Raw genomic sequence first — 20965 nt, forward strand, 5'->3', positions numbered from 1 at the left:
GAGTTGTGATTTAGGGGTTTATGTTACTTATATCCATTGAGTTGAACTTTCATTAAAGTAGGAAATACCCAAGCAAAATGATGCGTAGTATTGATAATAGGCTGAACCGCTGTGACGTATGTAGTGTACCGTTGATCTTGGTAAATATCAGCCATTGAAGCAAGCAGCAGCCCAGGCCAGTTTTCGGGAGAACCAGGACGCGGATTTTCAAACCATTTCCATTCTTGGGGATTCAAATTATAATAGTAAAGATAGTCGAGGGCATTTTTGAGAGAACGGTTGTCTTGGCTTAAAAAGAAAAGATTTTCGCCCGTTGCATTATAAGCCATCCAACAAGCTGCCGTAATAGGTGCCAACGAAAAGTAAGTGTACCAAATCCCGTTGGCTCCACGGCGGGTCTCTTCGGGCATGCTGCCATCGGGGGCTATTTTATGGAAAAGGTCGCTTTTGATAAGGCGGATATTTTCGGCGATTTCGGCTGTGTTATCCAAAAAATAAGCACAAAGAATAGAGCCAAATCGTCCCCAATCTGCCCAGTTGTTTTTACGATTTCTGATTTCATTGCAAGCCTTTAGATAAACACCCTTGACCCATTTTTTAAACACTAGCCGTTCATCATCTTTCCATCCTTGATAAGACATCAATAATTCGCCTGCCATCACCATGCCACTCCCCGCATATGACATCACCAAGCTTCCGTCGGCTTCCGAATATTGAGTGTTTAGTTCGGCCCAGTTTTTGAGGATAGAACGAGATTTCTCGGCGTATTTGGCTTGTCCGCTCAATTGATATGCTAACGCACAAGCATAGGCATCAAAAGAATCTGAGTTAAGGCTTTTGGAATTTTTACGGTGCATTTCGGCATTGACATAATACCCCGGTACGCTAAAATCAGCCAAGGCATGGATTGGATGTGCAAAGGCAGAATCGGCATAGGCAATTAGCTGCCTATAAGCATCATAGTAAGGTTGGCGTTGAGATTGTATTTGAGCTTTTACAAACGTAAGTTGCGCTTTGGGATGCATCCCCCCAGGGTGCTCAAGTGCATTGCCTATCAGCGATGTGCAGACTATAGTCAAAAACAGAAGAATAGCTTTGAGATTCATAGCCATAAAAGCCACATCTCAAAGCGATATAACTGAAAATAAAGGGTTATTTTGGGAATTGACATCCTCCCACGTCTAAAGACTGCGAGACTCCTTTAATTGGCTTCTCATGCCCGACAGGGAGAATTGGAGTATATCTTTGTTGTATTCACGTTTCGCAACTGCGAAGTACCACAACAGGAACATACCGCACGATTTTCTATGAGTCAAACAAGGGAGTATATATAATTTTTGTCATATTTTTTGCCCTGCTTGGCTAAAAAAAATAAGCCTAACCAACCTGTTTTTCATGGTATTGAAGATGGTAAATTTATTAATAATTACCTACGATAAAATGGAACCTTATCTTAACTAAGGTATATCTTTGTTTTTATTATATTTTTATCCAAAATGGAAAAGCAAACACCGATTATCCCTGTATATAATAAGGTAGATATTTCAGAGCCACTTGCCAACAAAGTAGCTGCTTACGCTCGTAAAGGCTTGGAAGGAGCGGCTAATACAAAACGAGCCTATCAAAGCGATCTTAAGTATTACCGAAGTTGGTGTGCTGAAAATGGCCAAGTTGAAACGCCCGCTTCAGCTACTACATTGGCAGCATACGTCACACATCTGGCGGATACGCATAAATGGGCGAGTATCAATCGAAAATTATCAGCTATTCGTAAACTTCATGAGTTGAATAATCTTGATCTACCGACTAAAGACAGGGCTTTTCGGGTAGTGATGGAAGGTATCAAGCGAACGAATGGCGTGCGTCAGAAACAAGCTCCTGCGTTTAAGATGAAAGAACTTAAAAATATTCTACGAGGAATTGAAACTACGACCAATGGAGGTCTACGTGATAAGTGCTTGATTTTGTTGGGATTTGCTGGGGCTTATCGACGCTCGGAGCTGGTGAGTCTGAATATTGAAGACGTACATTTTAGCGAGGAGGGAGCGATTATCTCTTTATCCAAAAGCAAAACCAATCAGTATGGGGAAGCAGAAGAAAAAGCTTTTTTCTTTAGTCCTGAAGCCGACTTTTGTCCTATCCGAACTTTAAAAAATTGGATAAGTCGTTTGGAAAAAGTCACTGGCCCCTTATTTATGAGAGTGCGTAAAGGTGATAAAATTACGGACGAACGTTTAAATGATATGACTGTTTATGAGATAGTTAAGAAATACTTCGGGGAGCGCTATTCGGCCCACTCGTTGAGAGCTTCTTTCATAACTATAGCCAAAATCAACGGAGCGGATGATTCGGAAATTATGCGACAATCCAAACACAAAACGAGTTTGATGATTCAACGATACACCCGAATCGAAGACATCAAGGAGCACAATGCTGCTACTAAATTAGGACTTTGAAAGCGCCTGAGAATTGAATATTCTGGAACGATCCAGATTAGTTTTTTACTAAGGCGCTTTTTGATCACTTACACAGCGAAATCCCAGGTTATCTGCCCCACTGCTTATTTCTCCTTTTCCTCGACTTCCTGCTTTGTATCTTACACAATACTGATCACTACATAAAAATGACCCTCCTCTTTGTACGCGCTTCACAGCTCCCGGTTCGTCGGGGTCATAACTATCCGCCGGCCCTTGGGGGTTGGCTGAAGAGCTATTTCGATAATAATCCGGACGATAGTAATCGTTGCACCATTCCCATACATTTCCTTCCATATCGTAGAGACCTAAACGATTGGCAGGAAATGTTTTAACAGGGGAGGCATTGGCAAATCCGTCTTCTTGCAAATTTTTGTGAGGGAAATCTCCCTGATAAATATTAGCCACCCATTTGCCTTTGGGTTTGAGTTCCTCTCCCCAGTAATACATCCGTTGGGACTGCCCTGCACGAGCGGCAAATTCCCACTCAGCCTCCGTAGGAAGGCGCTTGCCCGCCCACTTTGCATAAGCTAGCGCGTCTTCATAACAAACGTGTACTACGGGAAAATTCTCTCGACCCTTTAGTACACTCCCAGGCCCAAATGGATGCTGCCAGTTAGCCCCTACTACATACTTCCACCATTGCAAGGGATTTTGGAGAGAAACCGACGTTGACGGAGGACTAAATACTGCTGACCCAGGTAATAATTGATTAGTTGGCACTCCAGGGAAATCTTTAGGATCTAGGGCACGCTCCGCCACTGTTTTATAACCAGTGGCTTTTACAAACTTCGCAAATTGAGCGTTGGTTACTTCATGTTCGTCCATCCAAAAACCCTTAATACTGACCTCGTGTATGGGCCGAGAGTCTTCGAATTCATCTGACCCCATCAGAAATTTCCCCCCCGCAATCCAAACCATCCCTTCCAAACTTCCTTTTCCTTGGTGTATACTGTCAGTAAGGTCATTAGTCGAAGCCTTGGTAGCTGTTCTTGAAGGCATTCCATGAGATACACAAGCAGCAATGCTATCTGCTTTTGCTTTTTCAGATTGGGATGTAGAACTACACGACCAACTGAGAATAGCTACTATGCAGCTGTACCAATACAGCACTTTTTTAGTCATCGAATATTATATTTTATATTATTTTTCTAAATACACAGGAAATTCGGCTGCTTTGGTTCCCTTTTTATTCCGTAAATCATTTTTTCCTCCTCGGTCTTCATAAAAGGGAATCATCATACCATTTGTTTCCTGTAAAATTCCAAACAACTCTTTGTTGAGTTTTTTTACTGTGGGTAGATGCTCTTTTTGGTTGACCAAATTATTCATTTCATGAGGGTCTTCCTGCAAGTCATAGAGCTCATCCGTATCCCAAATACCATGATAATGAATGTATTTATAACGGTCGGTCCGTAAAGCGTGCATGGTTGGGGTTTGGGGGAAATTGCGTTCCCAATAATATTCATACAAGAGTCCTGTACGCCAAGGCTGCGTTTGTCCTTTCAGAAAAGGTAAAAAGCTTTTTCCATCCATATAGCCCGGGGATTTCAAGCCAGCTACTTCCAAAAAGGTAGGTGCTATGTCAATATTAGCTACTACTTCTTTCACTACCGTTCCGGGCTTAATCAAATCAGGGCAATGTGCGAGCATAGGTACGCGCATGGAGGTTTCGTAGGCTGTACGTTTATCAATAAGCCCATGCTCCCCAAACATGAATCCATTGTCGCCCATGTAAACCACAAGTGTTGACTCCAACAACCCTTCTTTTTCTAAGTACTCCAATACACGTCCTACAGAATTATCCACTCCAAGAAGAGTCTCAGAATAACGTTTGTAATATTCGCCAATATCCAATTGGCTATGGTAAGGGTATTCGACGCCATGCCAAGAGTTACGCTGATTTTGAAGCCACATAGGGGCATCTTTTTGGCTATCAATTGCCATACTTACCGGTGGTTTGAAAGTATGGTCTTTGAAGCGGTCTTTATCACGCTGGGCTGGGATAAAATCAGCATGTACTCCTTTGTGAGAAAGATACAGCATGAAGGGTTTATCTTTTTTGCGATTTTGGAGAAACTCCATTGCGTAATCGGTAAGCTCATCTGTGATATAGCCTTTTTGTGCTACCTTTTTACCGTTGACGTTGAAGCCATTTTTTTCGGGTAAATAAGAGCCTTGCCCCTTAAAAGAAACCCAATAATTAAAGCCACGTTGGGGATCGTCAAATTCCCCTCCCATATGCCATTTTCCTATCATGGCGGTCTGATAACCTACTTTTTGAAGATACTGAGCATAAAAAACTAGGTCTTTCGAAACAGGGTTGTTGTTGTCAACCACGCGGTGCTTATGGGCATATAAACCCGTCAAAATCGAGGCTCTCGAAGGCGAACACAAAGCTGTTGTAACAAAAGCATTGGGTAAATAAGCGCCGTTTTTGGCAAGACGGTCAAGATTGGGAGTTTGGACAAATGTCTGGGTATTTAGAAAACCCAAGGCATCAAACCGATGATCGTCAGTAAGGACAAAAATGATATTTCGAGGACGTGAATTGGGGATTTTGGTCAAGGTGAGCGCTCCGTTTGGTTGGCGTACCACCGCTTGTTGGGCTACACAACTACCGCCCAGAATAATCCCTAAAAGTATAAAAAATCGAATTTTCATATCATTAGTTTTAAAGTATTCTATCAGTGAGGTTTTATTCCCTATTTTTTAGGGCAAAGCAAAGGCTATTACTTGATTTCCTTTGTTGGTACCCAATTTGGCTCCTCCACAAGCGATTACTACGTACTGGCGACCATTAACTTGATAAGTACTTGGCGTAGCAAAACCCGCAGCAGGTAGTTGATATTCCCATAGCAATTTGCCATTTCGTGTGTTGTAAGCTCTAAATTTAGCATCACGGGTAGCAGCAATAAACAACAGTCCCCCCGCCGTAACCACCGGGCCACCGTAGTTTTCACTACCTGTTTGAGGTATTCCTTTGGCTTTTAGTTCGGGATACTCACCAAATACATTTTTCCAAACGTATTCACCCGTATTGAGATTGATGGCGTTTAAGGTACCCCAAGGTGGAGCAATGGCCGGATATCCTTGGCTATCTAAAAATTTATTGTAGCCAGTTGTTTTGTAGGGGATGACTGGATTTTTGGTTTTGTTATTGATGGTACCGGTCGCCTCCTGTTTTTCATCCCCAAACAAGAATGCCACCAGAGCCGCTTTTTCTTCAGGTTTCAACGTCGTAAATCCAGGCATCATTCCTTTTCCATTGCTCACAATGTTTTTGACATAATCACGACTTTGTCTCAACTGAATATCAACCAAAGAAGGATACCCACTTTTGGTATTACCTTTACGCTCAGGCCCGTGGCAGGCCGAACAATACAAAGTGTATGTTTTGGCTCCTTCACTCAGGTGCGCCAATTCACTTTGTTTTGGAGTATCGACCATCGTCAACACCCACGCCATTTCATTGGAATTAACGTACATGATGCCATTGGGGTCAACGGCAGCTCCTCCCCACTCTGCCCCTCCGTCATAGCCCGGAAAAATCAGCGTACCTTGTTTACTAGGAGGAGCCATGTACCCTTTTTTAAGGCTTTTAAAGACCGTAACCAACGAGTCATGATCTTTACTGTAAGGGTTTAAATCTTTTTCGGTCAACGATTGCCGCGCAAATGCCGCTGGTTTAGCGGGTTGGGGCTGAGTAGGCCAAGTGGATTCCCCTGGTAACTTACTTTGTTCTACGGCAACATCTTTGATCGGGAAAAGCGATTTTCCTGTCAATCTATCAAATACCAACACATGTCCCGATTTTGTTGTTTGGGCCACTGCATCCACGCGTTTTCCATTGTGAGTGACCGTTATTAAATTAGGTGGAGAAGGAAAATCTCTATCCCATACATCATGATGAACAAATTGATAATGCCAGAGTCGTTTGCCTGTGCGAGCATCAAGGGCAAGCAGACAATTAGCAAAGAGATTTTTTCCCTTACGATTGCCGCCATAAAAATCAAACGCTGCCGAGCCTGTTGGCACAAACAAGATGCCCCGTTGACGATCTACGGCCATACCAGCCCAGTTGTTGGCTCCGCCAACATCTGTATTTTTCCAGGTGTTTTTAGGCCAAGTATCATAGCCATATTCTCCCGGTTGCGGTATTGTATGGAATACCCAAACCAACTTACCTGTTTGGATATCAAATGCCTGTACATGCCCCGGTGCCGCGTCAGCTCCTTCTGATAGTCGCATAGGCATGATAATAAGGTTTCCAAAAACGGTACCTGGGGTATTAGAAATGACAAATTTTTCCTTAGCTGATTCTCCCAAACCTGTACGTAGGCTTATACGCCCTGCTTCACCAAAACTATCAATGGGTTGTCCTGTGGTAGCATTTAAGGCATATAACCAATGTCCCGAAGTAAACAAAATACGTTCGTCACCTTGCTGATTTGTCCAATAAGTTACCCCTCTACTTGTACTTACTCCCGACTTAAAAGGGGCACCAAATCGCCATATCTCTTGCCCGGTAGCAGCATCCAAAGCAAATACCTGCAAAGCAGAAGAAATACCGTACAATTTACCCTTCACAATGATGGGATTCATCTGCATCTGCCCTGTATCGGGCGCAGCGTACGACCAAGCGACTTCAAGCTGGGTTATATTGTTGGTATCAATTTGACTTAATAAAGAATAATGATTGCGGTCGGGACCGCCCAAGTAATCATCCCAATCGACGTTGGTTTTCTCATCAAAACGTGGATAGAAGGCTACCAATACTGCAATAATGAGCAAAAATGGAAAGATACGAAACATACAAATATTTATTTAAGCACGCGTGTCCCTATTTCAGAAGGTAATTTTTTAATTTTCTAAACAAAATGCCACGTATTTGTCGCCCGATTTGGTTTTGAGTTTTCCACCTCCACAGGCAATCACAATGTATTGTTTATTATTCACAACATAAGTACTAGGCGAAGCATATCCTCCTGCTGGCAAGGTATATTCCCATATGATTTTACCGGTTTCTTTGTCAAAAGCGCGAATTTTTTCATCGCGACTTGCCGCAATGAAAATCAATCCACTTGCCGTCACGAGGGGTCCTCCATAGTTGTCGGTACCAGTAGGTGCAATTCCTTTTTTTGTAAGTTCGGGATACTCGCCCAACGGAACCTGCCAGCGATGTTTGCCCGTATTGAGATCAATCGCCGTGAGTGTGCCCCAAGGAGGTGTGCTAACAGGATAGCCTTCACTATCATACCACCGATTGTAACCAGTGTGTTGATAGGGAACTACGTCTTTTTGGGTGGTAACTATTTGCTTTCCAGCGGTGGTATTATTGTACAAAAACTCAATGATAGAATTACGTTCAGCAACAGAGATATGCGAAAAAGAAGGCATCATTCCACGTCCTGTCATCAATAATTTCAAGGTTTGGGCTTTTGAAAGTCGTTTGTCTAACTGTAACAAAGAAGGATATGAACCATCATGGTTTCCCTTGCGCTCTAATCCATGACAAGCCGAACAATACAATCGATAAGGGTTATTGGTTTGAGCTGTGTTTTTGTCTTCTTGATTTCGACGAATCAAAGTCATATGAACCGGGATTTCTTTAGCTGGCACATACAGTACACCATCGGGGTCTGCGGCGGCGCCCCCCCATTGGGCCCCTCCATCGGTACCCGGAAAAAATACCGTCATTTTTTCACTCAAAGGAATATAAGGTGTTCCTGTTTGAGCCTTACGAAGCATTAGCTTCACAGAGTCAAGATTAGAAGCCCACGGATTGATGTCTTTCTCGGTAAATGATTGTCGGGTAAATGGTGTCGGTAATTGGGGAATTGGCTGGGTCTGACTGGGTTGTTCACCTACTACCGCTTTTTGTGGGAAAGAGGTTTCTTTGATAGGAAAAATAGGTTCGCCCGTCACTCTATCAAACACAAACGTAAATCCCTGTTTTGTAATTTGAGCCACAACATCGATTTTTCTGGGACGACCATCGGAGCCCGTTCGAGTAATAGTCAACAAATTGGGTGGTGCTGGCGGGTCGCGATCCCAAATATCATGATGCACGAGTTGATAGTGCCAAAGTCTTTTACCAGTGGCGGCATCCAAGGCGAGTAAACAGTTTGCATATAAATTATTTCCTTTTCGGTTTGCCCCGTAAAAATCATGGGCTGCCGAGCCGGTTGGAGCATATACGATTCCTCGTTCTCGGTCAATCGCCATTCCCATCCAATTGTTTGCTGCACCGATTCGTTGGCGCGGGTTTTCGGGCGACCAAGTTTCATAGCCGGCCTCTCCCTTTTGGGGAATGGTACGAAATGTCCACACCAATTTACCTGTTCGGGTATCATAAGCCCGAATATCTCCTAATAAGGCGGTTTCACTTTCGGAGACGCGCGTACCAGTAATTAGGAGGTTTTTATAAATTGTATTGGGGGTATTCGACACCACATAGTTATCGGCACCTGGACGTTCAATGCCAATCTTAAGGTCTATTTTACCTTTGTCACCAAATCCCTCAACAAGTTTTCCGGAAGTGGCATCCAAGGCATAAAGCCATCTACCTGCTCCAAAAAAAATGCGTTTATCTGCCCCTTCTCCCCAATAGGTGACTCCTCGGCTAGTGGTGCCACCATTATCCGTGAAATCAGTTTTCCAAAGTTCTTTACCCGTAGCTGCCTCTATCGCAAACGCCTGTGTATTGGCAGACACGCCATAAAGAATACCGTCAATGATAATGGGATTGCATTGCATCTGCGTACGGTTTTGGAGGGTATCAGCTCCTCCCGACGCATAGCTCCAAGCCATTTTTAGCTTTCCGACATTGTCTTTGTTGATTTGGGTCAAAGGTGAATAATGACTGCGAGCTCCATCACCATTGTATTCTGGCCAATCGATACGATTATCTAATTTTTGAAACCCCCAAGCCACACCCACCAAAACAATCAGGCAAATATTCTTTTTTGTAAACATAGAGACAGGAAATACATTTTGTGCTTTCTTCTAAAAATATTGCTGTATTGCTTGGGGATAATCAGCAAAAGCCAATTCAGGTTCAGGAATTTCTGGGTGCCACATTTTTTCCCATTCAAAACTGTAGTAGCCCTTATACCCTCCCGATTTGAGAGCATCAATGGCCTCTTTGAGCGGTGCTTCACCCTTTCCTACAAATGTATAAGCAGGTTTGCCATTTACCATACTTCCATCTTTGATATGGGTATGAACAATGTATTTTTTGAGCGTCTTATACACTTCAGTTGGAGATTCTTTCGTGATTGACCACATATTGAAAATATCCCAAATGAGACCCACATTCGGGTGATTGGCTTGTTGCATAATTTGAAGCAACACATCTTTCCAAATCACCTGACCATGCGATTCGAGCAATACTGTCACTTTTGCTTCCTTAGCATAGCGCCCCAGTTCTGATAAATTTTCGCTGATAAGATTAATGGTTTGCTCCCGGTCTTGATCTTTGGGTAAGTCATTGGGGAAAACTCGCACATACGGACACGACAACTCATGCGCAAGGTCAATGAAGCGTTTGGCTTCGTCCATGTTTTTTTGTCTCTTCGTAGTATCCATAAAATGCAGATTAGACGAAGCACCTAAATTGCATATTTTGAGTTTATTATCGGCAAAGAGTTGACGAGTTTGGGCAATGTCTGTACTAAACTCAGGGCGCTTGGGTAGATACATTTCTTTTTCTAGGCCTCTGATTTCAATGGCCTCGTATTGGGTAGCCACAGCAGTTTGGACAATTTTTGACAAAGGCCAAGTCGGGCAGCCCAAGGTTGAAAAAGCCAAGCGAGGTTTTATTTTTTTTGCAGAGACATCGAAAGACGACGCCAATGCCAGACCTAAAGAACTCTTAAGAAAATTTCTGCGGGTAGTTTGCATTATCGAATTTGGTAAATTTTTGAGAGAATTTCATCTCATTTATCATGTTGTCTATAAAACTTAAAAAATGATTTTAATTACTGTTTTTTTATCAATTTCTTATTGGAGGCAAGGTCACGACGATCAACCGATAAGCTATAAATGCAAGTTTTGTACTTATAGATTATCGGTTGATTTTAAGGTGTTTATAGGTTTTTTTTAGTTCTTTTGTCTTTTGCATTAATTGATTGTAATCACTTCTGCTAGTCCTATTTAAAACGAGCTTAGAAATTTCTTTTTCCTTTGGGTTATCTCCTCTTCTTTACTCCCTTCAGGATACAAATATCTTCAATCGTTTTGACCTCTCCATCTTTTATATCTTCTCTTTTGGCAAGGTTCTGTATTACTGTTTTACTTAATGCGCCATCTCCTGCCAACACTCTCTGCTGCAATTCTGGAACAAGTTTAGATAAACCAGCGGCAAAATTAGCCTCGTTTTTGATGGTTCGTTGATATTATCTTAAACTCATATGCCAATTGTTTTGACAAATCTCCTCCACTCGATTCACGGTCATATTTACTTTTCCACTTTATACCTAAGCCCAAAAGTCTTTTTTGCAAGTAGGTTAAAATGATTTAGGGGGTGATATGTTCAAAAGAAACATCTCATTTAACTCAAAAAACAACATAAATCTGTGCTTTTATGATACCTTCCTTTTTGAGAAGGAGATTGATTTTATTATGAGCAAGCACAGATACAAAAAGCAGAGGAGTAAGCAGAAGCTCTTACAAAGAACCGTTATTTGTTCGAATAGCTTGAGGTATTTTTGGGATAGCCAATCGAGCAAACAAAGAAAATTACAGCGTCATTGTATCCAATAAACATATTGCTTTAGTCCTAAAAATAGATAGATAATTAGGTTTTTTTGCTAAAAAAATTATATTTTAATCTTTGTTTTTTGTTTCAAATAAATTCACTTTTGTATATCTCTTTTTTATAGATAAGTAAAGTAGGATAGATAGTGATAAGAATGTTGAAGGATATGCCGCAAGTATTTTGATTTTATGTCCATAAACAACTGGTTTGAGTTTGCATTTTACGGCTAGGGGTACAGTCGCTAAGAGAAATTTGTTGCCGATTGGGCCGTGCTGTCTTCACGATAGCAGCTTGTTCGACTGATTCATGGCACTGCCCCACATCTCTTGATTTACAAACATCTACTTTCAATAAAATATTGGGACAATGCATCCGAAAAGGATAGTTCTAATTCTTAAAAAAATTGCCTATTACTTGTCTTGTGAAGTGAAAATAACAAAAGGATGCAAACTAAATTCAATAATCTACTTAGAATATGGTAGCGGTTATTTTTTCTTTCTTTTTGTTTTTTCAAACACCCGCACAAGATTCGATAAAAAACGACATTTCAGTCAGCGTAGAAATACGTCCGCGCCTAGAATTTAAAGAAAACTATCGGCTTTCTTCGGAAGAAACATTTGACCCAACGACATTCATCAGTCAGCGCAACAGATTAAATATCAACAACGTACGCAAAAGCTTCAACCTCAGAATCTCCTTTCAGGAAATCCATTTGTTCTTGAAAAATGGCATTGGCTCACAGGTGGGTAGTGTCAATTTTAATGAATTGTACATTGAACCAAAGGTAGGGAAGCATTTTTCGGCCATTATCGGGCGTCAAAACTTTCAATTAGACAACGGGCGGATGTTTTCGGCCGCTCCTTGGTCACAGCAACATCGTTCGCACGAAGGCATTCGGCTTCAGTACGTTACCCGTTCGTTCCGAACCGATTTCGCTGCCTTTTTCACGCGAAATTACGGCAACCGCTTCGAGGCTAGTTATTCGCCCGTGGCTTCGCATAAGTATCAGTATTTGTTGGTTCATCAACTAAAAGGAAGCCATCATCAACTCACTTACACCCTCATCAATTCGGCAGAGCTCTTTGACAAAACCTATTTTAATGCCAAACGCTACGCGACGGGGGGGCGACTGGAATACAACCTAAAAGGTATTTATACCACGCTCAGTGCCTTTTACCAATACGGACGAAACCAACAAAATCAGCGCGTAAGGGCCTATTATATTCAACCCGAGGTCAGCGCTACCCTTAAAAAATTTACGTTGAGGGTGGGCACTGAACTTCTGAGCGGTAATCCAGCCGATGTTAAAAGTGGCTATTCTAATTCGTACGAAATCGCCTACGGGGTTGCGTGGAAATTTATGGGTAACATGAATTTTTACGCAAAATTCCCCGCCGATGTAGCCAACAAAGGCTTGTTTAACCCCTATCTTTTTTTGTTTTATCGCCTTAACAAAAAACTACAGTTCCGGCTCGACAGCCAATTGTTTTACAGCCAATACGCTTTGACCAACCAAGCCCAAAAATACCTCGGATACGAAGCTGATTTTTCCGTCAATTATAAACCAACAACTTACGTTGACGTCAATTATGGACTATCGTTTTATGACCCCACGTCCAGTACGTTGCTACTAAAAAAAATACGAAACACCACCACCACTCCCGTCTGGAGTTATTTGATGGTTTCGTTCAATCCAACGCTTTTTTCGCGAAAGAAATGAATCACTCAAGCAATACTCTACTTATCAGACGTGCTATTTTTAGTACTATAAACAGATAGAGAAAAGGGTTGTTTTACTAAAAAAAATCATATTTATTTTTTGTTTTTTGTTTCAAATAAGCTCACATTTGCACGTCTCTTCTTCCTAGATAAAGAAAGTAGGCTAAAGAGCGCAATGATGTGAGTTTATTTGTGCAAAGACTGCATTATAGGCATTTAACAATCCTTATTTAATGAGTCGAACGTGATACTTCTAAGGGAAAACCCCTGAGAAGGAGAATATTTTTGCACCGTTTTTTATTTATATATAAAAAATATAGTCTAAGTATTTTAATTGCCAGTTTCGTTTTAACTCACCTAACATTTTGACAAAAATGAGAAAAACAGTCTCCATACTTCTCTTGGCGTTGGCATTCTTGGGAACGTACACCCTCCACGCTCAAAACAGCGAGCCAACCATCAACGCCAAATTAAACGGGCGCATATTTGACCAACGCACCAATGAGCCCGTCATCGGTGCAACCATTCAAATCAAAGGGACAACCAACGGTGCTTCTACCAACCAGGAAGGGGCTTTTCACCTGCAAACAGGGCAGAAATTTCCGTTTACGCTCGTGGTTAGTTTTATCGGTTACAAATCCAAAGAAGTAAAAGTAGAATCTAGCCCCATTGTCATTGACCTCGAAGAAGACGCCAAGCAGCTTTCGGAAGTGGTCGTAACGGGCTACGGTAGTGAAAGCAAAAAAGCATTTACGGGCTCAGCCGTGAAGGTGTCGGCGGCGCAGTTAGAAAATCGACCAGCTCAAAGTCTTGACCAATTGTTAGGTGGGCAAGCGGCGGGGGTCAACATCGTCCAGCCCAGTGGCGCTTTGAACAGCACGCCCGTTTTCCGCATCCGTGGTATCAACTCCATCACCTCATCGGTTTATCCACTGATTATTGTTGACGGCGTAACCGTATTTACAGGTTCGGCGGGAGGTTCAGTTGGAAACAACCCGTTGGCCGACATTAACCCCAATGACATTGAGTCTATTGATGTCCTTAAAGATGCTTCCTCCGCAGCCATTTATGGGTCTCGGGCCGCCAACGGTGTCGTCGTCATTACCACTAAAAAAGGCAAAAAAGGCAAAACAAAAGTAACTTATGATACGTGGGTAAGCTGGAGTAAGCCTTTTAATTTGCCTCAACTACTCAACGCCGAAGACTACGTAACCATCAAAAACGAAGCCCGTACCAATGCAGGTCTGACGCCGGGATTTGTATTAGGCAAAAACGCCGACGGCTCTACTACCGAAACCAACTGGTACGATGTCGCTTATCAAACAGGCGTTTCGCAAAACCACACCTTGAATGTATCGGGTGCCAACGACGCGACCAGCTATTTTGTGTCGGTCAATTACACCAAACAAAACGGGATTCTAAAAACCAATACGTTTGACCGCAAAACGGCACGGGTAAACTTAGACCACAAACTGAACAAAAGCATTACGATTGGTACCAATTTCTCTTTCACTAATTCTGTCAACGCAGGTCCTAACTCAGGTGGAATTGGCCCCAACTCCGTGGCAAGTTCTTCAGGAAATAGCGTGAATACCCAGTACATTGGGTTACAACCGTTGGCTCGTATGACGTACATTTTGCCACCGAACGTGCCCGTTTATAACGCCGACGGAACTTACAATATCAACACGGCCAACGGCAACATCGGTTACGGCCCCAACAGCACCGCTTTGGGCGTATTTAATGCTTACAACTTGCAGACAATTCTCGACCTTGATAAGAACTCTTCGGAAAATAACACGTTGTTAGGGAGCATTTTTGCGGAGGTGGAACTTTTCAAAGACCTCAAATTCAAGACCGTATATGGTATCAATAATTTGGTGATTGAAAACAAAGAGTTTCGTAACTTACAAAGTGGCGACGGTTTTGCCACGCGAGGCACCGCATCAAACTCCAATACCACCTTTTTCCGTTCCAACTGGACCAACACCCTTACCTACAACACTACTTTCGCGAATGTTCATAATCTAAAAGTATTGCTCGGGCACGAAGAAATCTACCGCAAAGTCGATGGCTGGGGAGCAACGCGCACGGGACTTTCCGACCCTTTCTTTACCTCGTATCAAGGCGGTTTTACCAACATCACTCCTTCTTCTACCATTCAGTCAGAAAACGGTTTGTTGTCATTCTTCAGCAGCGTCAACTACGATTACAACCGCAAATACTTAGTAAGCCTCAACTTCCGTCGGGATGGGCTATCGGCCTTGGCAGCGGGAAACAAATGGGGTAATTTCGGAGGGGGCTCGGTTGGGTGGAACGTATCGGAAGAAAGCTTTTACCAAAACTCGCCGCTCAAAAACTACATCAACTCCTTCAAAATCAGGGCAAGTTATGGCGTAGTCGGCAACAGTAGCTTGAGCGACTATGCTTCCCTTTCCCAGTATAGTTCGAGTACCTACGCAGGCGTACCAACGTTGTTTTTTGGGCAAGCAGGAAACGCCAATTTACGGTGGGAATCGAGCAAGAAAACCGATATTGGTCTGAGTCTCGGCATTTTGAACAACCGATTTACGCTGGAAGCCGATTACTACAAAAACACCATTAACGACCTGATTTTGAGCGCGCCACAGTCGCTTTCACAAGGAATCCCTGGCAACTCCATCGCGGCCAACGTAGGCTCGTTGTACAACGAAGGGTTTGAATTTGCCATCAACGGTAGCATTATCAACGGCAAGAAATTTCAGTGGAATGCCAATTTTAACATTGCTACCCTCAAAAACCGCGTGACGGCCTTAGGCACGGGAGGCGACATTTACCCAACCGTCATCAGCACGTTTGGGATTCAAAACATCACCCGCGTGGGTTATTCGGCAGGTTCAATTTTTGCCGTTCCTTCGCTGGGCATCAACCCCGCCAACGGCAACCGTATCTACCTCAATGCCAACGACCAACAAGTTCAGTACGATGCCCTCAAACGTACCTTTACTACGCTTGAAGGAACGACCGTTGCGGCCATTGACAACTACAAAGACGGGCGTATTCAGGGGCCGTCGTTACCAACTTACTACGGCGGGTTCAACAATACCTTGACGTACGGCAACTTCGATTTGGCCATTGGGCTGATTTTCTCGGGAGGAAATAAACTCTACAACGGAACCAAAGGAACACTTTCTGACCAACGCTATTTCAACAACGGCACGTGGATCAAAGACCGTTGGACTACCCCAGGCCAAGTCACCGATGTACCTAAGCTCGTGTGGGGCGACAGCTTCAGCGGCGGTTTCTCTTCGACCAACTCTGCTTTTGTTGAAGACGGCTCGTTTCTGAAACTGAAAAACATCGCCCTCAGCTATAATATACCACTCCAAAATGGCTCGTTTTCGAAGTATGTATCGTCCATCAAAACGTACGTTCAGGCTTCCAACATCCTCACTTTCACGAAATACACTGGCTCCGACCCTGAAATTTCAATCAATGGAAACTCCGTTAACTCTGGAAAAGACCAGAATGTACCTGTCAATGCGTCGGTCATCACGTTGGGCTTAAACGTTGGCTTCTAATTGTTAGTCGTTCAAAATCAGTTAGTGCTAAGAACCTTTTGAGTGTTTTTTTATCACTGCTCCAAATTTTTTGAAAAAATGAAAAGACAATCTTTCTATACAATCAATGTTGGTCGCTCATTTCTGGTTGCTGCGGCCCTAATCGGCTCGCTCTCAGGCTGCCGCGAAAACCTCCTAAATCCTGTCCCCGTCACTAGCATTTCGACAGACGCCGCCTACAGTACGCCTGCCAAAATTTTGGCACAGGTCAACGGCTTGTATTCACTCTTTGGGAGTCAATCCTATTTTGGAGGTCGTCATGTGGTCTTTAATGAACAACGAGGGGACGAATTTAGCCAAAACGATGGGAACAACTCCACGGGCGCCAACGTCTGGAACCAGTCGATTACGTCTTCGGGCGATTTCGTAAATGCCGTTTGGAGTTCGGCCTACACGACCATCAACTCGGCCAATATTTTGATTGAAAACCTGAGTACGTCCACGGTATTGACCGATGATTTACGGAAAAATTACATTGCAGAAGCTAAGTTTTTAAGGGCGTTTGCTTATTTCAGTTTGGTACAAACCTACGCAAAACCTTACCTCCAAAGCAGTACAGCGGCGGCCCTGCCCCTTCGCTTAAAAGCCGAAACCTCGGGCGGAAACAACGACTTTGCGTTTAGTACCGTCGCCGAAGTATATACCCAAATTTTGAAAGACCTCAACGAGGCGGAAGCTGATTTGCCCGTGACGTACTCTACGTCGTTGTTGGTCGCTTCGAGAGCCCACAAAGCAACGGCGATTGCCCTGAAAACACGCGTTAATTTGGTCAAAGGCGACTATGCTGCCGTGGTTACCGACGCTAAAAAACTCGTTTCGGATGCCGCTCCTTACCAGTACGTTTCGGGCACGTTGACGCATAAATTAGAAGCCAACATCGCCACTGTTTTCGGGGGTTCGTACGTTGGCAATGAAGTACTTTTGACCATTCCGTACATTAACCCGACCGAAGCACCTGGCTTACAAAGTTCGTTGTCGGCCAACTACTTAACGCCCGTTATTTACCTAAATACGGCAGGGATTGTAGCGGATCCTGTGTTTGCCTCTGCCACCTCTACGGATGCCCGTAAAGGATTGATTTCCACCAATGCGACGGGACAAAAGCTATTGAGAAAATTTCCTAAAAACTCAGCTCCTTTTTCCGACTACGTCCCGCTCATTCGCTATGCCGAAGTATTGCTTAACTATGCCGAAGCCGCTGCCCAAACGGGTGATTTACCCACGGCCACGGCCTTGCTAAAAGCGGTGCGGAACCGTTCGGATGCGAGTTACTCCTTTACCAAAGGCATCTCAACCAAGGAAGAATTAATCGAAACGATTCTTAACGAACGTCGCATTGAATTGTTGGGAGAAGGTTTCCGAACGCCTGATTTGTTGAGAAGAGTCCAAAAACTACCCGCCAAAGTCGGTAATGCAGGCGTTGCGCCCGAAGTATTGCCGACGGCGGCCAACTACGTATGGGCTGTTCCGAGCAATGAACTGGCTTACAACAAATTAGCCCCAAGATAAAACCTACTCCCAAATTTCAATTGACCATTCGATGAAAAAAGTCATTCTTAGTATCTCACTTTTCTGGGCAAGCACGGCGGTGTTTGCTCAGAAAACTTCCGCCGATAAGATTTTTATTAACGGTAAAATCATAACGGTGGACAACCAAAATTCCATTGCCCAAGCGGTAGCGGTGCACGAGGGTAAAATCTTGGCCGTAGGCACCACCAAAGACATTGAAAAACTGAAAGGAAAAAACACCCAAGTAGTGGATTTGGGTGGAAAAACGGTCACGCCAGGCTTTATTGATGGCCACAGCCATTTCATGAGTTTTGGCAGGGCTAATTTGGCCAACCTCAACCCACCGCCCGTTGGAAACATCCGTAAAATTGCCGACATCGTCTCTGAGTTGCAGAAATTTAAAGCCCAAAAGGGACTCAAAGACGGCGATTGGATTAGTGGGTTTGGCTACGACGTTGACCAACTGGAAGAAAAACGACACCCGCGCAAAGAAGATTTTGACGCTGCTTTTCCCAACAACCCTGTCGTGATTACGCACGTATCTGGGCACATGTCGGTCGCCAACTCGGCTGCCTTGAAAGCAGGAAGCGTCACGTCAGAAACACCTGACCCCTCGGGGGGTGTCATTGAACGCAAAGAAAACTCCAAAGAACCAACGGGGCTGCTCCAAGAAAAAGCCCAAGGATTGGTGCGGGTCAATCTGAGCGGTTCAAGTAAGGGAACCACAGAAGAACGATTGGCCCAACTCAAAGAGCAACAGGAATACTACGCCAGTTTTGGCGTCACTACCGCCCAAGACGGAAGCAGCAGTTTTGAGTCGTTGGAGCTGCTCCGCGAAGCTTCAAAACGGGGCGAATTAGTGATTGATATTGAGGCATTACCCTCGTATCCCATTGTTGACAAAGTCATCAATAATCCCAATTACCAGTACGGAGTGCTGAAAAACCACTTCAAAATCAACGGGTTTAAGTTCTTCTCAGACGGTTCGCCCCAAGGAAAAACCGCTTTTTTTGGCAAAGCTTATTTGACCAAAGTACCGGGTTGCGACCATGCCGAATGCCGTGGATTTCCAGTAGTAACGCAGGAACAGTTCAACGATGCGATTATCAAAGCTTTTGCCAACAACATTCAGCCTTACGTGCACTGCAATGGCGACGCGGCGATTGACATGTATATCACAGCCGTAGAGAATGCCAATAAGGTGCTAGGCTTAACCAGCCTCGGCCGCCGCCCCGTCGTGATTCACTCGCAGTTTGTACGCCTCGACCAGCTCGATAAATACAAAGAACTCGGTTTTTTACCTTCGCTTTTTAGCAACCACGCCTTCTTCTGGGGCGATGTGCACGAGACCAACTTAGGCTACGACCGAGCGAAATTCTTGAGTCCGTTGAAAACCGCCCAAACCAAAGGAATCATTGCGACCAATCACACCGACTTTGGCGTGACACCCATCAATCAATTGTTTTTGTTGTGGACGTCTGTCGAACGAAAATCTCGTTCGGGAAAGGTCATTGGCCCCGAAGAACGCCTTACGCCGCTTGAAGGACTGCGCGCCATTACCATCAATGGAGCTTACGAGTATTTTGAAGAAAATACCAAAGGTTCGATTGAAAAAGGAAAATTGGCCGACTTAGTCGTGCTTTCGGACGATATTTTGACGATTGAACCCTCAAAAATCAAAGACGTGGTCGTTCTCGAAACCATTAAAGAGGGAAAAACAGTATACAAGAAAAAATAATGACACTTTCGAAAATAACAACGGCCGACATCCGAACCACCCAAAGAGTCGCCGAAATAGCATGGTTTAATGACATCATTGGTGGAGATACCGAATACTTAGGCATACTAGACAGCACTCGAAGAAGTAGTTTTGACCATTGTCGAGACATCACGTTGGAAGCCGAACGCCTAGGGTTTAGCAATATTTTGTACCCAACGGCTTATACCGTAGGCCAAGACGTGCTGACGGTTACGTCGGCATTGGCCCAAGAAACAAGTCAAATCACTTTTTTGGCGGCCATTCGGACGGGCGAAATCCACCCACCCATGTTGGCAAGAGCGTTGGCTTCGCTCGATCACCAACTGAAGGGACGCCTTATCTTAAACATCATTAATTCTGACCTTCCAGGTACGCGCGAAAATGCCGATTTTAGGTACCAACGCTGTACCGAAGTCATCGAAATTCTGAAACAAGCTTGGACGCAGGAACGCATCCAATTTAAGGGCGAAATTTACAACTTTGATATGCCCGCCGACCCCGTGAAACCTTACCAAAACGGCGGCCCGCTGCTCTATTTTGGCGGAACTTCTGAGGGTTCGAGAGAAGTATGCGCCAAATACTGCGACGTGTTTTTGATGTGGCCAGAATCGGAAGAAGCCATGTACGCAACCATGCAAGACATGACCGCAAGAGCGGCAAAATACGGTCGAAAAATAGATTTTGGCCTCCGAATTCACGTAGTAGCCCGCGAAACGCAAGAAGAAGCACGGGCGTATGCCAAAAAGCTGATTTCCAAATTTGATGAAAAACGCGCCGCCGAAATCCGAGCGCGGGGCGAAGACTCTCGTTCGTTAGGCGTTATTCGACAAGATGAGTTCCGTAAAACGGCCGACGACGAGGGCTACACGGAAGAAATTCTCTGGACCCACATTGGAAAAGTCTTTTCGGGCTGCGGTAGTGGGCTGGTAGGAAGTGCCGAACAGATTGTCACTAAACTCAATCGTTACATGGACATGGGCTTCCGAGCTTTCATCTTTTCGGGTTTTCCGCTGATTGAAGAAGCCAATTACTTTGCAGAACTGGTTTTACCTCATTTGCCTAATGTTTCGTTGCCGAGGCTTTACGACAAAATCCCGACCGAAATACCCGCCACTCCCCTAACCACCGCCGAACTGGTGTAAGC

The 20965-nt window shown here is 44.0% G+C and carries 12 protein-coding genes; 6 read left to right on the forward strand and 6 right to left on the reverse strand.

What is annotated here, in order from left to right; translation table 11 throughout:
- Window positions 1–23: 23 nt before the first annotated feature.
- On the reverse strand, window positions 24–1106 hold the full coding sequence (locus P1X15_RS20075; RefSeq protein WP_277339924.1) for an alginate lyase family protein: 1083 nt from the start codon (window positions 1104–1106) through the stop codon (window positions 24–26).
- A gap of 390 nt (window positions 1107–1496) precedes the next feature.
- Here P1X15_RS20075 and P1X15_RS20080 point away from each other — a divergent pair, with 390 nt between their 5' ends.
- A complete protein-coding gene (locus P1X15_RS20080) occupies window positions 1497–2456 on the forward strand; it encodes a site-specific integrase (protein ID WP_277339925.1) in 960 nt (319 codons plus the stop codon).
- 48 nt (window positions 2457–2504) lie between these two features.
- Here P1X15_RS20080 and P1X15_RS20085 read toward each other — a convergent pair whose 3' ends face one another.
- From P1X15_RS20085 to P1X15_RS20105, 5 genes are read right to left on the reverse strand one after another with little or no spacing between them, the layout of a single operon-like run.
- Window positions 2505–3599, reverse strand: coding sequence for a formylglycine-generating enzyme family protein (locus tag P1X15_RS20085; RefSeq protein WP_277339926.1), 1095 nt, complete (start codon window positions 3597–3599; stop codon window positions 2505–2507).
- Window positions 3600–3617: 18 nt separating this feature from the next.
- Window positions 3618–5138 carry a sulfatase gene (locus tag P1X15_RS20090; protein WP_277339927.1) on the reverse strand — a complete coding sequence of 507 codons (1521 nt, stop codon included), beginning with the start codon at window positions 5136–5138 and terminating at the stop codon, window positions 3618–3620.
- A 48-nt stretch (window positions 5139–5186) separates the two neighbouring features.
- Window positions 5187–7289 carry a PQQ-binding-like beta-propeller repeat protein gene (locus P1X15_RS20095; protein WP_277339928.1) on the reverse strand — a complete coding sequence of 701 codons (2103 nt, stop codon included), beginning with the start codon at window positions 7287–7289 and terminating at the stop codon, window positions 5187–5189.
- A 48-nt stretch (window positions 7290–7337) separates the two neighbouring features.
- Window positions 7338–9452 (reverse strand): PQQ-binding-like beta-propeller repeat protein, encoded by a 2115-nt coding sequence (locus P1X15_RS20100; protein WP_277339929.1) that lies wholly within the window; start codon window positions 9450–9452, stop codon window positions 7338–7340.
- A gap of 30 nt (window positions 9453–9482) precedes the next feature.
- A complete protein-coding gene (locus P1X15_RS20105; RefSeq protein WP_277339930.1) occupies window positions 9483–10379 on the reverse strand; it encodes a sugar phosphate isomerase/epimerase in 897 nt (298 codons plus the stop codon).
- Between the two features lie 1331 nt (window positions 10380–11710).
- On the opposite strand from P1X15_RS20105, the gene P1X15_RS20110 reads away from it, so the two are divergent.
- The 5 genes from P1X15_RS20110 to P1X15_RS20130 all read left to right on the forward strand — a co-directional run bounded on the left by P1X15_RS20110 (window position 11711) and on the right by P1X15_RS20130 (window position 20963).
- On the forward strand, window positions 11711–12955 hold the full coding sequence (locus tag P1X15_RS20110) for an alginate export family protein (protein WP_277339931.1): 1245 nt from the start codon (window positions 11711–11713) through the stop codon (window positions 12953–12955).
- A gap of 373 nt (window positions 12956–13328) precedes the next feature.
- The gene (locus P1X15_RS20115; RefSeq protein WP_277339932.1) at window positions 13329–16514 is read left to right on the forward strand and encodes a SusC/RagA family TonB-linked outer membrane protein; all 3186 of its coding nucleotides are present in this window, start codon (window positions 13329–13331) and stop codon (window positions 16512–16514) included.
- 78 nt (window positions 16515–16592) lie between these two features.
- Entirely contained in the window at window positions 16593–18062 is a 1470-nt protein-coding gene (locus P1X15_RS20120) for a RagB/SusD family nutrient uptake outer membrane protein (protein ID WP_277339933.1), read from the forward strand.
- 31 nt (window positions 18063–18093) lie between these two features.
- Entirely contained in the window at window positions 18094–19800 is a 1707-nt protein-coding gene (locus tag P1X15_RS20125) for an amidohydrolase (RefSeq protein ID WP_277339934.1), read from the forward strand.
- A complete protein-coding gene (locus P1X15_RS20130; protein ID WP_277339935.1) occupies window positions 19800–20963 on the forward strand; it encodes an LLM class flavin-dependent oxidoreductase in 1164 nt (387 codons plus the stop codon). The genes P1X15_RS20125 and P1X15_RS20130 overlap by 1 nt, the downstream gene beginning before the upstream one ends.
- Window positions 20964–20965: the final 2 nt, after the last annotated feature.

This window comes from Runella sp. MFBS21 (assembly GCF_029433105.1).
In the GTDB taxonomy this organism is placed as follows: Bacteria; Bacteroidota; Bacteroidia; order Cytophagales; family Spirosomataceae; genus Runella.